This window comes from Desulfobacterales bacterium (genome assembly GCA_028704555.1).
GTDB lineage: Bacteria > Desulfobacterota > Desulfobacteria > Desulfobacterales > JAQWFD01 > JAQWFD01.
Genome location: JAQWFD010000013.1, coordinates 34,316 through 50,400 on the forward strand (window position 1 = coordinate 34,316; position 16,085 = coordinate 50,400).

Sequence of the window (16,085 nt, forward strand, 5' to 3'; positions counted from 1 at the left end):
CTTATTCCCTCATACTTCCAGAATAAAGGGAAGTATAACCGGACGGCGGCTGATGGCAAAATTGAAATATTTTCTTAACGCCGATTTAATTCGGGTTCGGATGAGTTCGATCCGATTCTCACTGTCCGGGGGCAGCTCGTCTATCAGCTGGAAAATGACATCTTTTGCGCCTTCCAGAACATGTCCGGTTTCTGTTTCAAACACAAACCCTCTTGATACAATTTCAGGCCCGTAGACCACGACGCCGGTCTGTTCATCAAAGGCCATATTGATCACGACAAGCCCGTCTTTTGATAGAATATGCCTTTCCTTGAGCACGCTTTTACCGACATCGCCGACACCTTTGCCGTCAATGAGCACTCTGCCGGTCACCACGCTGTCCGTAATACGGCAACCGGTTTTGTCAAATTCGATGACCTGGCCGTTTTCGGCCAGCAATGTCCGGTCCACGGGAATGCCTACCTCCTGAGCCAGCCGGGTGTGCAGCACCAGATGACGATATTCACCATGAATCGGTATGAAATACCTTGGTTTTGTAAGAAGGATCATCTGTTTTAATTCTTCCCGGAACGCGTGACCGGATACGTGAATTGAGGAGATCTTTTCATAAATTACATTTGCTCCGCGTTTGTAAAGTTTATTGATGATGCTGGCAATGGCCTTTTCATTGCCTGGGATAAATTTGGAGGACAGGATAACCGTATCATTGGCTTTGATTTGAATTTGCCTGTGATTTCCGGCCGCCATTCTGGCCAGAGCTGACATGGGTTCCCCCTGGGAACCGGTCGTGATCATGATAATATTTTCGTCGGGGAACCTGTCAAGCTGATCAAGCGTTATCTCCATTGATTCCGGAATTTGGAGATAGCCCAGTTCCCTGGCGATGGCAGTGCTTTGTTCGATACTTCGACCGGTCAATATGATTTTGGAGCCTCTTTTCCTGGCGATGTTTATGATTTGCTGGATACGGGAGATATTGGAAGCAAAAAGCGCGACGATGACACGTCCCCTGCTTTCCCTGATGATGGCGGCCAGCGTGTCCCCGACCTGCTCATCTGAAATGGTCGTGCCTTCCTTTTCCACGTTCGTGGAATCTGACAGCAGCGCCAGGACACCTTCTCTGCCAAATCGTGCAAAACGTTCCACATCCGTCAGCATTCCCCGGATGGAGGTGGGACCGATTTTAAAATCCCCGGTATGGACAATCAGCCCCAGAGGCGTTCGGATACCCAGTCCTACGCCGTCAATGATGCTGTGTCCGACCCGCACAAATTCGAGATTAAATTCCCCGATTTGTAAAGTTTCATCCGGATGAATTACTTTGAGTTCCACATCGGGAAAAAGTCCGTGTTCGTCAAGCTTCTGACGGACAATGCCCAGTGTAAACGGCGTGCCGTATACCGGGGCGGTTATTTCTCTGAGCAGATAAGGCAGGGCGCCTATATGATCTTCGTGTGCATGGGTCAGCACGATGGCCGAGATTTTATGCCGGTTTTCGATGATATAGTCCATTGCGGGGATCACAAAGTCAATTCCCAGCATATAGTCTTCGGGAAACATAAGACCTGCATCGACGATGAACAGGGTCTCTCCATATTCAAATACCATCATGTTCAGGCCGATTTCGCCGAGGCCGCCCAACGGAATTATTTTCAGCATACGGATTTGACCTTTTCCATCGATTCAAATGAGTCGAAAATGATCTCTCTGATTCTGTTTTGAAGAATATTGGCTTCTTTTCGGGTATAGGCAGATGTTTCAACCGGAGGAAGAATTTTGACAGTTACATTTCCGGGGCGAATTCTTAACCGGTTTTTTGGCATGATGGGCCAGGTGCCGTGAATAACGACCGGAATGATCGAGACCCCCGAATCGATTGCCAGCCGGATGCCCCCTTTTTTAAAGGAACCGATATGTCCGTCATGGCTTCGGGTGCCTTCGGGGAATATACACACGGAAGTGCCGGTTTTAATAATCTCAGCCGCTTTTTTGAGGCTTTTAAGTGCAGACTTGGGATTGGAGCGGTCAATGCTGATATAGCCGGATCGGCGTATCACATAGCCGAAAAAAGGAATGTCAAACAGCTCTGCTTTGGCAAGCCATCGGAACTGAACGGGAAGACAGGCCATCAGCACCGGGATATCAAAATTGCTCTGGTGATTGGCCATGTAGATAAAGAATCCGGACGGATTTATGTGAGACAGCCCACGGACATTGACCTTGATTCGGCTGGCGAACAGTATGCCTTTTGCCCATAATCTGGCAATGATATGAGACAGATTTCCGGTTTTATCAAAAAAAGAAAACAGGACGGCAAACATACCAAAGATCAGTGTCGCAAGTATAATCCATATGATAATAAACAGTGTCCGAATCATAAGAGTCATTTCCATCGTGAGCAGCTGACCGGATAACCGGGCTGATTGCTCGGAGACAACTACCTGTCTGAATTGTCACGGGTTTTTTACTTGTGTTGATATCAGGGCAGATGCCCTTGTGTCAATTCGAGCAATGCGGCTGCGGGTGGCATCCGCTCAAACATATGACGCACTCGGAACGAAAACCGGCTGCAGAAGACGGGTCAGGTGATGATGCACAGTTCGGAAAACATATTGTCAACCAGCTGGATGATCCAGTTTCGCTGGGCTTTGTCAGCATAGCTGATACAATCGCACCGCACACGGTTTTTCGTCCGCACCAGCAGTTCGCAAACCAGTTTTTCCGGTGTCAGATCCAAAGCGATATAAAAGGGGCTGCACTCGCCGTGAGAGGCTTGGACGTTGTTGTACAGCGTCGGTTCGAGCGGTATCCAGTAAATTCCACCCAGACTGCAGGCTTCGCAGTGCAGATCCAGATGTGCTCTGATCTTTTCGTAGTCAGGGTATCTGAGTTCATCTATGACATAACTTTTCATAAGCCATTTACATACCATATGACGTGTTATGGTGCAATACATATATGATTGCCGGCCCGGCAAGCTGGTCGGGGGGTGGAGGCTGATTTAAATCTCCATAAAAGTCATTGCCCAAAAAAAATGTGTGATGTAAGGTTAACCGTGGGGAACTGTGTGTCCCGGGTCTGGACAGGTTGAATGAATAAAATTTGTGGGGGTTTTATCGCTTATGCATCGGAACGCCTGACGCGACAATGCCTGTTTCGACCGGGGGTGCCAAGAAGGCGGATGAAAACCGTTAAGGGCTCAGCGCCGGAAAATCAGATCGCCATGGAATTAAAATAATTGATGACCAGATAAAGGAGTTTGATGATGAAAGTCGTATCCCCTTCTCATGAAATCCTCTTTATGCCGGATACGGATTCAATCCTGAGCTGTATCGAAATGGCCGGAAGAACCTGCTACAAGTCGGAGGACAAGATTACATCGGGTTCAGCCATGGAGTTTGCAGGGCGTCTGATAAAAATGGGGCATCTGAGTGTGATTGAACATTTTTCGATTACGGTAAAATTCATATGTGACCGGGGGGTGACCCATGAACTGGTTCGTCATCGTCTGGCATCCTACAGCCAGGAAAGCACACGCTATGCCAACTATTCCAGGGACAGGTTCGGCAAAGAAATTACCGTTATAAAACCGGTTTTCTGGGATGAGGATTCATTGCCGTACCGGTTGTGGTACAGTGCCATGGAACAGGCGGAAAACAGTTATATGAAACTTCTGGAATCCGGTGCCCGACCCGAACAGGCCAGAAGTGTTCTTCCCAACAGTCTGAAAACCGAAATCGTCATGACATGTAACCTCAGGCAGTGGCGGCATGTGTTTGAACTCAGATGCGCCAGCGCCGCTCATCCCCAGATCCGGGAAATCATGCTCCCGCTTCTGGAAGATTTTCATGCATCTGTACCGATACTGTTTGACGATTTGTTTGAAAAATTCAGCGCTGACATCAGAACGATTTCAGAAAAATAAAACAGATGCGCGGCAGGGCGGATTGACGGTCGACAGGGCGGCCGATAAAGGGCCGAGCAGCTGGGTAAGGCTTCCCCCGGGGACATTTGCATGGGGCCCCGGGGGAAAGAATCGAGTAATTTCTAGTCTTCCTGAACCTCAATTGCATCTTCCGGACATGCTTCAACGCAACTTTCGCAACCAATGCATTCTTCGGCATTGACCGCAACAGATTTTCCGTCTTTCATTTCAAATACTTCTACGGGGCATACATCGACGCATGCTTCACATCCGACGCATTTTTCTTCGTCAACAACTGGATTAAATGCCATTGAAAAGTCTCCTTTTTAAAGTAATAGAGTCAAAAATATGACCAATAATTTTTTCCCATAACAAAACCCCCTTATAATAAATGCCAGATCGAGTCAAGCATTGTATCGCAGAGATTTAAAAATAATAACCGCTATTTTCCGGCACGCCGGAACCGGAGCATGATGCGGACGTAGTCCTTAAAGGTCAATGAATATCACAAGTGTATTTGCAACGCTCCGGTGAGATTGATCCGCGGCCGAGTCTAAAGTTGGTTCGCTGGTAAAGAGGGCTATGAAATCCGTGGGCCTCGTGTTATGTGCAACGAAAACGGTCATCGAACCTTTATGAGCCTTTTCAGCTGTGTTCAGCGGGTCGTTAAAGAAAGTGTTTTGAGGCGAATGACCGTGAACAGCCAGATGCTGCAGATATGTCGCCATATCAGTTTTCCCGGCCGGGCGGTCACGGGACAGTAAATTTTGAATTGACTCGATGTTATCGAGAAATAAGCGCTGTTCCAGCGCAGGGGCTTTTCCCCTGATGTGGTCGATTACCTCACGACTGGTGGTAATCAGCATGTCAAATCGGAGTCGGTCCGCGTCATTTGCGAACAGCCGGGCCCAGGCTTCCATCCGTTCGGCGGTCATAAAGTCGCCGGAGCCGGCATTCGGAAAATCGTCTGAACCTGCTATGCTCTCCGGAAGGCGGATGCCTTCCCCCGTCAAATTCGCAAAAAGATTTTTTCGCATGGTTTCATGCGATGCTAAATTTTGAATCAATTCAGACTGCTGCTCATCATATTGCTGGGCAAAGTGCAGAAATATCCTGCAGGACAGCAGTCGGTTATTTTTCGATGCCGGAGCCGTTTGCATCTGGTGCTTGATATCCGATCGGATCCGGGAGACCGATGTTTCCTCAAAAAAGGGAATGTGCCCCTGCCGGGTTTTAAAAAAGGAAAAGTCTCTGGCGTTATGAAGTTCGGACCAGGTTTTAAAATCGTTCAGCAGTGCATGTATTTGATCTTCATCGCCTTTAACCGGGATCCGGAGCTCGATCCGGTCATCATCGGCCAGACGTTTCAGGTGAACCGGAGTTCTCATGGCCGATGCCTGGTAGACCGTTACCCTGCCGAACATGCGTTGCAATGTGGTTGCAGTGGGTTCTGATATGTACGTGAATGGGAAATACAGCGGATTCATCATGCATGCCTTTATTTGATTTTTACGTCCTGAACCGGTATCCCCAACGCAATCAGCTGGTCGCGGATACGATCTGCCCGGTCAAAGTTTTTTTCTGCCCGTGCAGTTTCTCTTTTACGAATCAGCTCTTGAATTTCCGGTGTTAAGGGGGTCGGGTCAAAATTTAAAATATTCAGTACAGAATCGATGGCCCGGAATTCATCGATGACTTTCGATGCCCCATGCGGATCGATCTGACCGTCCTTTATGAGGATGTTGATCTGCTTGACACGTTTAAACATGGAGGTTATGGCGGTGGCAATGTTCAGATCGTCATCCATGGCATTGATAAAACCCTGCCGGATATCATACAACAGTTGATCCAGTTCCGGATACGGCCGGCCTTCCGTGATATGGATCAATTCGTGGATGCAGGTGTCGAGCCGGTTCAGGGAGCGGGCGCAGTAGTCCAGGCGTTGCGGTGAAAATGCCAGTGCCTTTCGGTAATGGTTTGACAGCAGCCAGAACCGGATTTGTCTGCCGCTGTAATTCATATCAATCAGATTCTGAAGCGTCAGATTGGCATTTTCCGAATGGGGTTCTTTGCCATTGATCATCACCTGATCACAGTGCATCCAGTACCGGGCCAGAGGCTTTCCGGTAACTGCGCCGGCAATGGCGATTTCATTTTCGTGATGGGGGAATATCAGGTTGCGGCTGCTGGTATGAATATCAAAGCTTTCTCCGAGATATTTCATGGCCATGGCAGCGCACTGGATATGCCATGAGGGGCGGACATTTCCCCATTCGGTTTTGGTATAGATTCCCCGTTTCAGTTCGGACAGCCTGGAGCGTTTAAACAGGGTAAAATCCCTGGGATTGTCTTTTTCATACTCATCCAGATCCACGGTTTTTCCGGGTTGGATTTTATTGATGTCCACACCGGATAATTTGCCGTAGCCCGTGAATTTGGATATATCAAAATACACAGATCGGAGCTTTTCATATGCAAAGCCCTTTTTGACCAGTTTGCCGGCCAGTTCGACCATGTCATCGATATGCTCGCTGGCTTTGGGATAGTGGGAAGCGGGTTTGATTTTCAGAATTTTCATGTCCCGTTTGAAGGATTCGATGTGCGTCTGCGTAAAGGTCGTCAAATCCTGACCGGCTTTTTCCGAACCTTCGATGGTCTTGTCGTCAAAGTCCGTGATATTGACCACGTGGTTGACGGCAAAGCCCCTGTATTCCAGATAACGGCAAAGCAGGTCCGAAAAAATAAACCGGCGGCATTCCCCGAGATGAATTCGGCTGTGGGCGGTGGGGCCACAGGAGTACATGGTTACATTGCCGGGCCGTATCGGCTCAAACGGCTCCTTTGTCCGGCTCAGGGTGTTGAACAGGCGTAGATTGACCTTTTCCCTGACATCAAACAGGGGGGTACTCAGATACCGCTCCCCGCTGTCCGGAAAGATCATCACGATGGTTCCTTTGTCCAGTCCGGCAGCCTCCTTCATTGCGATGGCCATGGCCGCCCCGCTGCTCATCCCGACAAAAAGTCCTTCTTCCTTTGCCAGTCGCCGGGTCATTTCAAAGGCATCCTCGTCGTCGATATTGATTTTTTTGTCCAGAAGCCGTTTGTCGAAAATTCCCGGGCAATAGGCTTCCTTCAGATTTTTAAGCCCCTGAATTTTATGGCCGAGATACGGTTCGACCCCGATAATCTGAATGGAGGGATTGTACTTTTTCAGGCGTTTTGAAAGTCCCATCAACGTGCCGGTGGTCCCCATGGTGGCTACCAGCATGGACACCGTTCCGCCGGTCTGCTCCCAGATTTCCACGGCCGTGCCCTGGTAATGGGCCTGGCAGTTCGCGTCACTGTTATATTGATCGGTCATGTAATATTCATCGGGATATTCCCTGGCCAGCCGGTAAACTTCTTCAATGGCGCCGTCGGTTCCCATATGCCCCGGGGTCAGCAGAATTTCGGCGCCGCGGGCCTTTAAAATTTTCCGTCGCTCAAGGCTTGCCGCCTCGGACATGGCCAGCAGCAGTTTGTAGCCCTTAACCGCACATATCAGGGCCAGGCCGATCCCGGTGTTGCCGCTGGTCGCCTCGATGACCGTTTTGTCAGGGGTGAGCCGTCCTGATCGTTCACCGGCCTCGATCATATACAGAGCGGTCCGGTCCTTGATAGAGCCGCCGGGGTTCAGGTATTCCAGTTTGGCCAGAATCGTGACGTTCGGGTTCGGATTCATGCGCCTGATTTTTATCAGCGGCGTGTGGCCGATGCTGTCAAGAATAGAATGATTCATGAGCGTTTCCCATGCGTTTATCTATAACAGTTTTCCGGCAGCCGGGAAATTTCATTCAAAATTTCCTGCCGGATTTCATTTTCAGTTGCGGTGGCGTCAATAATTCTAAATCGCCGGGGATCACGATGCGCCAGCTTCAGATAACCGTCTCTGACCTTTTGGTGAAAGGACAGCTTTTCTTGTTCAAAACGGCATTCCTGATGGGTTCTGGATCCGTTGTGGATCTGTTTCCATGCCCGGGCCAGCCCGGTTTCCGGGGGAAGATCCAGAAGCAGGGTCATATCCGGGGTAATTTTATCGAGAACCAGCTGATGGAGCTGTTCAATCAGCTCGACGGAAAGGCCCCGTGCAAATCCCTGGTAGACCACGGTAGCGTCGGCATAGCGGTCGCATATGACCACCTTTCCATCTGCAAGGGCCGGTCTGATCAGTTCGTTGATATGCTGAACGCGATCAGCCACATACAGCAGCAACTCGGTTGCAGGGTCCATGTGGCAGCTGGCAGGGTCCAGAACGATGGAACGGATCTGTGTTCCGATCGACGTGCCCCCGGGTTCACGGGTCAGTATGCAGTCCAAACCCTTTGTCTGGAAAAAATCAACCATATGCCGGGCCTGCGTGGTTTTGCCTGATCCTTCAATGCCTTCCAATGTAATAAACATATTAATCCCGTTAACGGCCAGATGTTTCCTGATGGTTTCCCATATAAAAATGACGGCCTAAAAGTCTGTGAAACGATGTCCATGTTTCACCCGTATTTTCCTTATCCATGAACTCGCGGATGGCGTTGACCTTTGAATCGATCTCATCGACATAGTTGAGCAGCACCGCTTCGATGGTCTTGGGCGGTTCCGGCGAGCCGAATTCCCGTGTCCCATGATGACTGATGATCATGTGCTTGAGCAGCAGGGCTTTTTCTTCCGGAAAACCATGGATCGCGTTCAGCTTTTCATCAACCATTTCCAGACCCACAATGATATGGCTCAGCAGCCTGCCTTCGTCGGAATAATCAATGGCTGTGCGATAGGAAAATTCCCTGATTTTTCCGACATCATGCAGCAGGGCCCCGGCCAGAAGAAGATCTCGATCGATCCCGCTGTAGTGGGAGGCCACTTTGTCCGCCAGAATGGAAACCGAGAGGCTGTGTTCCAGAAGCCCCCCGATATACGCGTGGTGCATTTTTTTGCCTGCCGGTGCCGATGTGAATTTCCGGACAAATTCGGTGTCGTTGAAGAATGATTCCAACAGTTGTTTCAGATGCGGGCATTGCACCGAGTCGATCAGTTTCTGAAGCCGTTCGAGCATGGTATCCGGATTGCGCCGGCTTACGGGAAGAAAATCGGCCGCGTCCACCGTTTCAGGGTCATGTGCGGTCATCTCCCGGATCACGAGTTGAAGTATTCCCTTGTATTCACTGACCAGACCCCGAATTTTCACAAAATCCCCGTTTGAAACATTGCCGGAGATCTGGCTGACATTGTCCCATGCCACCGCCTTTATGCTGCCGGTCCGGTCGCAGAGGGTTGCATTCAAATACGGGTTGCCGTCTTTTTTCTGCCCCAGCGTTTTTTCAGACAATACAAACAGATCATCAACCGCCTCACCGGACGACAGAGAATTGATGAATTGCTTTTTCATATAAAGCCCCTTAATGACAGAAGTCAGAGATCAGATAGCCGATACCCCTCAACCCTCAGCCTTCAATCCTTTATGCATATCCCATTTTCTCAGTTCTTCCATCACGCCGTAATCGGTCGTATCGCATTTGATCGGGGTGATGGAGATATGGTTTGCGTTCAGCGCGGCCTGATCCACATCCTCGCTGTTTCCCGGGTCAGGCGGTTCACATCTCGGCCAGAAGTACGACCGGTTGTCCGGATCCAGTCGTTTTTCAAAATGCTCACGGGACATGGAGCTGCATTGTCTGCTGATGCGGATGCCGTCAATGAGGTCCAATGGCATATCCGGAATGTTCACATTTAAAAAAGTGCCTTCAGGCAGTCCTTTTTCAAGCACCTGCCCGGACAAGTACGTCGCAAACTCGGCAGCAGCGTCATAATGCAGGGCCGCCCGTCCCTGAAGTGAAACCGCGATCGCCTTGATTCCGCATAAGGTGGCTTCCTTGGCGGCGGCCACGGTTCCTGAGTAGTTGATATGAATACCGACATTTGCGCCGGGGTTGATACCGGAGACTACCAGATCCGGCTTTTCGGCGAGTATCTCCAGAATTCCGATTTTAATGCAGTCTGCAGGAGTTCCGTTGACTGCATAGCCCGTGCAGCCGTTGATATTCGAGATAACGGCTCGAAGCGGCTGATGCAGCGTGATCCCGTGGCCCACGGCGCTTCGCTCCCGGTCAGGCGCTATCACACTGACATGATGGCGCTTGCACAGATGGTCGTAAAGTGCCCACAGGCCGTCAGCGTAAATCCCGTCATCGTTGGTTAACAGAATGTTCATGGTTGATTCGTTTGTACCGGTTCGATATTTTTCAGGTTATGGGTTACAGTTAAAGTTCTTTGTCGCAAACTTTTTGTATACATCAATCTATATCTTTTTTAAAGTGTTATCAGACAGTTTTTTAGTATCGCCTCAATCAGCGTATCTTTATTTCTTCCCCATGACTTATAATATCACCCTGTGGCTTCGGCCGGGCGCATGCCGGATGAAGAATCGAAGAAACACTCGGTAACGTATAAAACCGTACAGGTATCGGTCATATTTCTGACAGCTGTGTTGATATCAGCCGTTCTGCTGTGGCTGAAGCTGCAGTCGCGCTGGAGAAGCCGGCAATGGGCGGGACAGACTTCACGACATCCTGGCCACAGTTATGATCAAGCCCGGAACTGTCAGGCCCAGACATGTGCTGGAGCGGTCGTCCGAGGTCGGGGGGCGGGGGGTCGGTGCATCCGGCGTTCAAGGCGGGCGCGTTTGTAGAAAGCGCAGCGGTGCTGCTGCAGATTGATCCGGGAACGGATGCATTTGGAGAGGCGGTCGACCTCGTCCCGGGTCGAATCTGTTCGGTTATCCATCGGGCAGACCGCAAACGGGTGGTCTCGGTCAACTGTGATCCGGATGTATCTGCTGTTCCCTGTCCCCTGATTTATTCTTTATCGATGACCGGATCTTTCAGGATCAGTGCAATGGCTTTGGAGGCGGATTCTGCCGCCCTGGGAAATGTGTCGGCCAGTGCCCGTATGTGACGGAGATTATCCGCTGTCCGGAACATGAGCATCGCCAGGTCGCCTTCCTGAATTTCAGAGATCTGTATCACGGTGTCCCAGTCGTTGCCGGACGCCCATGCGTAGACGGCCGCAGAGGGCCTCAGAAACAGCATTCTTACTTCAAATCCGCGATTCATCATGTACGCGGAAAACGGTCTGAGCTTTTTTTTGACGTTAAGGAATGCGGTCAGCAACGGCTTGGGGATAAAGCGTTTTGCGATTCGTTCATCGGATTCTTTTTCATTTACAAACGAGGCAATGATCGCTGCCAGCAGCGCAGGGTCAGTTTCCGGAAAAAGCCCCAGGCGGAAGCCTTCGGCAATCAGCAGCGGCTGATCGACTCTCAGCCTGGATGCCCAGATGCCGTCTTCGGTCAGGGTGTTGATGTCGGATACAAACTGGGTTTCCTTCAGAAATTCCAGGTGTCGTTCAAAATCCTCCCAAACATATTGCTGCTGGTAACCGAGATGGTCTCGCGCCGTTGCCCTGGATTTGTCCTGTAAGAGAAGATATGAAGCAAACGAGTTCTTCAGCAGGTCTTCTATCTGCGGGGGGGTATGCGACAGCAGCAGATTCAGCACCATGGAAAAATTAATCCTGATCTGACTGTTGACATTCGAGGCGGGCGCATGGACCAGATTTGAGATCAGTCTGACATCCATGAATTTGTCCGGCACCACAATGGCAAATCCGATGCGATCCATTCCTCTGCGACCGGCTCTGCCGGTCATCTGGTGAAATTCCGTAGAGGTCAGGGGAAGAAACTCAGTGCCGTTGAAGCGGTCGGAGTTGAGAAACGCCACGCTTCTGGCAGGGAAATTGACACCGGCTGAAACCGTGGAGGTAGCAAACACCGCATCCAGAAGTCCTTCTGTCAGAAGCTCTTCGAGCAGAAGTTTCCAGGCCGGCAGCTGACCGCTGTGATGCGCGCCGATGGCATGCTTTTCAAGATGATATATCTGACTGTGTTTGGCAATATGCGGGTAACGGTCTATAAAGGTCTGGATTGTGTCATGGATTCGTTTCTGACGGTCCGGATCATCCAAAATGTTTGTTGTGCAGAGATTCAGCGCGTTGTTACAATCCGCCCTGGATTTGAGGAAAAAAATAGCCGGCAGCAGATTGTATTTTTTCAGGACGCGCAGCACATCTCCAAACGGTGGAAGTCTTCCCCCGGTGGAAAACCGGGGAGGATTTTTCATTTTGGCATAATCGAGGACCTTTCCGTAGATCCTGGATTTTTTTTGGGTTCCGCCTATGGTCATCAGGGGATACAGCATGCCGGAAGGATGGAGAAACAGCGTAAACAAAGGAACCGGACGGGTGTTTTCCTCGATGATGTTGCAGGGCCTGGAGCGTATAGCGGTGAGCCATCTGGCGATCTGGGGGGCGTTGCCGATGGTGGCTGACAGCATCAGCAGAGGGATTCGAACGGGAAGATAAATCATGATCTCTTCCCACACGACGCCCCGGTCCCTGTCGCCCAGAAAATGGGCTTCATCCAGAATAACGACATCGGCATCCAGGTCCTTTCCCCGGTGCATGGCATCATAGAGCTGATTTCGAAGAATTTCCGTGGTCCCGACGATGATCGGTGCGGCAGAATTTTCCTGCCGGTCACCCGTTAAAATGCCGACATGGTCAGAACCGAATATGTTTGAAAATTCGATATATTTTGAATTCGACAACGCCTTCAGGGGAGAGGCATACCACGTCCTGCCGCCTTTTTGAAAGGTCGCGGCAATGGCTTGCTCGGCAATCCATGTTTTCCCGGAACCGGTCGGTGCGGTTACCAGACAGTCTCCCCGGTCCATCGCCGCAACCGCGTCGAGCTGAAACGGGTCCGGCCTGAATGGCGCTGGTTCGGGTGCCCCGATCAATGCAAAAACCGGCCTGAGCCGGGGATCTGCTCCGGGTTTTATCCGGACCGGTGGTGCGGTGCTGTTGGCGGGCGATGACCTTCCATAACGTCGATGGATTTTCATATGAATTTAAACCGTTTCTTTCGGGCTGAAGATATTGACGAAAAGAATGCGCAATAAATCGTCTGTCTCAGACGTGTGAAGATAAAAACATCAGGTTAAAACAATTCATACCACCGGCAACGGGTTTGGGCAAGCCTATAGGGATAATTTAAAGGGCCGGGTAAAGGTGCTTTGAGCCTGGAGACTGAAAAAAGCTCATGTCCGGCGGGATAAGTTCAGCGGGACATGGGCTTTTTCAGAGGGAAAACAGAAAAAATGTTATGGGGGGGGGTGTGTGGCAGTACATCCCCCTGAGATGCATTGTTCTCCGGTTATGGCACTAAATAAGAGACTTCGGTGGAAAAGTCGCTTTCCAGGCCGTCCGTGTTGTATGCAGTGGCGGCAAAATAGTAGGTGGTGCCGGGTGTTAGATCGGCAATGGTGCAGGAGGTGAAATTGCCGACATCGCAGGTGGTGTCATAGGTCCGGCTTTGGAGGCCATAATGGATTTTGTAGCCTGCCAGATTCGTCTCGGAGTTGGTATCCCAGGCCAGTGTGAGCTGAGCTGTGGTTGCGGGGGTTTCATCGGGTGTCGGATCCAGGAGGTTGATGATGCCGTCACTGTCGTTGTCAGCGTTCCAGATATCGTTCCAGAAATTAAGTTCATCGGCGTCGGAGATGCCGTCAGCATCGGTGTCGGGGTTGTCGGGATCGGTGCCGTAGAGGGTGAGTTCATCGGTGTCGGAGATGCCGTCCTGATCCGAGTCGACCGGATCGGTTCCGGGATCTGAGGTTGTTCCGGATTCCGGGACGAGGTAAGAAATTTCGGTGGAAAAGTCGCTTTCCAGGCCGTCCGTGTTGTATGCAGTGGCGGCAAAATAGTAGGTGCTTCCCGGCTGCAGATCAGAGATGTCGCATACGGTTAGATTGCCGACATCGCAGGTGTAGGTGTAACTCTGGCTCTGGAGTCCGTAATGGATTTTATACCCGGCCAGGTTGGATTCGCTGTTGCTATCCCATTGCAGGTTTATCTGAGCTGAACGGGCACTGCCCGTATATGAGGCTATGAGCATAAAGACGGTAAGTAAAAACAGGCATGCGCGACCGCATGCTCCCGGGTTGAAATATGACAAGGTCAATCTGCGGTTTAACATAATTTAACTCCTTATTATCCGTTTACATTTCTGGCAGATTTTGCAAAAAAATGCGATAACCGGTTAATATTGCACAGTTATAGAGGATCTGCCGTCAATAATCGATAACTTGAAACTCGGCCGCCATCAATTACAGGTTGTCCAACAAGGCCGGCCGGCCCATGTGTCGACACGAAGAAAAGCAATATCGGTGCCACCGGAAATATGCCTTGTAAAAACTAACGATGAAAACCATGAAGAGAAAATCAGGAAAACCATGAAGAGAAAAACAGGAAAACTTGATATGCCGGTGCGATTCAGCATCAACTCCATCAGAAGAATAAATAAATCAACGGGTGTTTTCCCGGGATGATAAAAAAAATATGGCGGCGTGGAGATGTGAGAAAAAACGTTTTGAATTGCATTTTTGTAAGCAGGTCATGGACGGATTACAGAAGTGAAATTAACTCAGTCGTGAGTTTTGGGGATACAGTTAAAGAGGAACCTTGGTGGGTTGATGGAAGGGATGGGTTCGGCAGGGAAGGGGTGGGTGGATATCGGTTTTGAGGAAAATGTTGTAAGGGCGGATTCTGTCACTGCCCATGGTGCAAATGCCAGAGGCTTGGGGAAAATTCTGGACGGCTGGATAGAAGAGGGTTGACAGGTATGGGGTTATTTGTTTTTACGCCATTTGGTGTGGGTGATGCCGTATTGCCGGATTCGATAATTTAACGCTCTCGGGGTAATGCCCAGTTTTTTGGCGGCTTCTGCCTGAACCCATAAACTGTCTTCCAGGGCGTTCAGAATCATTTCCTTTTCATGCTCTTTCAGGGTTTGAGTTTCAGGCGGCGGGGTAATCAATTCCGGGGGGGCCGGTTTTTGAATCGGTTCCGGCAGCATAAAGTTCTCGGGATGAATCCAATCGGTTTCTTCCAGAATGACACCTCGTTCGATGCTGTTTGCCAGTTGCCGAATATTGCCGGGCCATGAATAATTTTTAAAAGCCTCGATCACCTCTGGTGAAAATCCCAGGACTTTTTTTTTCAGATTGCGGCAGATTTTATTCAGGATGAAATTGGCCATCGGCTCGATGCAGTCTTTTCGCTCTCGCAGGGGAGGCAGGTGAAGGCGTAATACATTAATTCGATAATACAGATCTTCACGGAAACGGCCCTCTGAAATCAGATTTTCCAGATATCGGTTCGTGGAAGCGATAAATCTGACATCCGAATGGATCGTTTTATTTCCGCCAACGCGTTCAAAAGATTTTTCTTCCAAAAATCTCAACAGCTTGGTCTGGAGAGAAATGTTGATTTCTCCGATTTCATCTAGAAACACGGTTCCGCCCCTGGCTTGTTCCAGTCTTCCGATTCGGGTTTTATTCGCTCCGGTAAACGCGCCTTTTTCGTGACCGAACAATTCGCTCTCCAGGAGGGTTTCGGGTATATTGGCACAATTGATTTTGATGAAGGGCTTATCCCGTCTGATGCTGTTAAAATGGGCAACCCCGGAAAGAAAGCTTTTTCCGGTTCCGGTTTCTCCGGTAATCAGGATGGTGCCATCGGTTTTTGCAAATTTTTTCAGGGTTTCAATCAGTTCTTTCATGGATGGACTGAAGGCGATCACTTTGTCGAAATCATAAATGACATCCTGCTCGTGCCTGAGGTAGTCAATTTCATTTTTCAGATGGGTGGTTTCCAGTGCCCGGTGCAGACTCAGTTTTATTTTTTCGTCTGAAAATGATTTAAAAATGATATCATAAGCGCCCTGACGGGACGCGTTGACGATCAGGCTGGTTTCATTTATGTTAGTAATGATGATAACCGGTGTATGAGGCGAATTTTGCTTGATTTCATTTAACAGGGTCAGGCTGTCACGGATTTTGAGCTGAAGATCCAGAAGGATAATATCAAATTCCTTATGAATCAATATATGGTCGATATCATCGCCGTTCGGCCAGTAAGTGAGGTCGTATCCCGAGATCAGAATTGATTTGAAAAAATCTTTCCATTTTATTTTTTCTTCTATGATCAGTATTGAGGGCATGTGGAACGTTACCGC

At 49.7% G+C, this 16,085-nt stretch carries 14 protein-coding genes; 2 read left to right on the plus strand and 12 right to left on the minus strand.

All coding sequences use genetic code 11. The features are described from left to right. Nucleotides 1-9 precede the first annotated feature (9 nt). From PHQ97_06685 to PHQ97_06695, 3 genes are all read right to left on the minus strand, one after another. Entirely contained in the window at nt 10-1,659 is a 1,650-nt protein-coding gene (locus tag PHQ97_06685) for a ribonuclease J (protein ID MDD4392420.1), read from the minus strand. Beyond that, nucleotides 1,653-2,378: a lysophospholipid acyltransferase family protein gene (locus PHQ97_06690; GenBank protein MDD4392421.1), complete on the minus strand. Its 726-nt coding sequence runs from the start codon at nt 2,376-2,378 to the stop codon at nt 1,653-1,655. The genes PHQ97_06685 and PHQ97_06690 overlap by 7 nt, the downstream gene beginning before the upstream one ends. A gap of 203 nt (nt 2,379-2,581) precedes the next feature. Continuing rightward, a complete protein-coding gene (locus PHQ97_06695; protein MDD4392422.1) occupies nt 2,582-2,914 on the minus strand; it encodes a hypothetical protein in 333 nt (110 codons plus the stop codon). Nucleotides 2,915-3,262: 348 nt separating this feature from the next. Here PHQ97_06695 and thyX point away from each other — a divergent pair, with 348 nt between their 5' ends. Beyond that, nucleotides 3,263-3,925, plus strand: a complete 663-nt coding sequence (gene thyX, locus PHQ97_06700; GenBank protein MDD4392423.1) for an FAD-dependent thymidylate synthase — start codon at nt 3,263-3,265, stop codon at nt 3,923-3,925. Between the two features lie 122 nt (nt 3,926-4,047). Here thyX and PHQ97_06705 read toward each other — a convergent pair whose 3' ends face one another. The 8 genes from PHQ97_06705 to PHQ97_06740 all read right to left on the minus strand — a co-directional run bounded on the left by PHQ97_06705 (nt 4,048) and on the right by PHQ97_06740 (nt 14,045). Further along, nucleotides 4,048-4,236, minus strand: coding sequence for a 4Fe-4S binding protein (locus PHQ97_06705; protein ID MDD4392424.1), 189 nt, complete (start codon nt 4,234-4,236; stop codon nt 4,048-4,050). A 177-nt stretch (nt 4,237-4,413) separates the two neighbouring features. Then, complete coding sequence (locus PHQ97_06710) at nt 4,414-5,415, minus strand: hypothetical protein (protein ID MDD4392425.1); 1,002 nt, start codon at nt 5,413-5,415, stop codon at nt 4,414-4,416. Between the two features lie 8 nt (nt 5,416-5,423). After that, nucleotides 5,424-7,703: a cysteine--tRNA ligase gene (gene cysS / locus PHQ97_06715; protein ID MDD4392426.1), complete on the minus strand. Its 2,280-nt coding sequence runs from the start codon at nt 7,701-7,703 to the stop codon at nt 5,424-5,426. A 17-nt stretch (nt 7,704-7,720) separates the two neighbouring features. Then, nucleotides 7,721-8,365 carry a dTMP kinase gene (gene tmk, locus PHQ97_06720; protein ID MDD4392427.1) on the minus strand — a complete coding sequence of 215 codons (645 nt, stop codon included), beginning with the start codon at nt 8,363-8,365 and terminating at the stop codon, nt 7,721-7,723. Between the two features lie 10 nt (nt 8,366-8,375). Beyond that, nucleotides 8,376-9,341, minus strand: a complete 966-nt coding sequence (locus tag PHQ97_06725; protein ID MDD4392428.1) for an HD domain-containing protein — start codon at nt 9,339-9,341, stop codon at nt 8,376-8,378. Between the two features lie 48 nt (nt 9,342-9,389). After that, a complete protein-coding gene (gene surE / locus PHQ97_06730) occupies nt 9,390-10,163 on the minus strand; it encodes a 5'/3'-nucleotidase SurE (protein ID MDD4392429.1) in 774 nt (257 codons plus the stop codon). Nucleotides 10,164-10,806: 643 nt separating this feature from the next. Beyond that, nucleotides 10,807-12,912: a DEAD/DEAH box helicase gene (locus PHQ97_06735; protein MDD4392430.1), complete on the minus strand. Its 2,106-nt coding sequence runs from the start codon at nt 12,910-12,912 to the stop codon at nt 10,807-10,809. A 311-nt stretch (nt 12,913-13,223) separates the two neighbouring features. Then, nucleotides 13,224-14,045, minus strand: coding sequence for a fibronectin type III domain-containing protein (locus tag PHQ97_06740; GenBank protein ID MDD4392431.1), 822 nt, complete (start codon nt 14,043-14,045; stop codon nt 13,224-13,226). 496 nt (nt 14,046-14,541) lie between these two features. On the opposite strand from PHQ97_06740, the gene PHQ97_06745 reads away from it, so the two are divergent. Beyond that, a complete protein-coding gene (locus PHQ97_06745; GenBank protein ID MDD4392432.1) occupies nt 14,542-14,685 on the plus strand; it encodes a hypothetical protein in 144 nt (47 codons plus the stop codon). An 11-nt stretch (nt 14,686-14,696) separates the two neighbouring features. On the opposite strand, the gene PHQ97_06750 is transcribed toward PHQ97_06745, so the two are convergent. Further along, on the minus strand, nt 14,697-16,070 hold the full coding sequence (locus PHQ97_06750; protein ID MDD4392433.1) for a sigma-54 dependent transcriptional regulator: 1,374 nt from the start codon (nt 16,068-16,070) through the stop codon (nt 14,697-14,699). Nucleotides 16,071-16,085 lie beyond the last annotated feature (15 nt).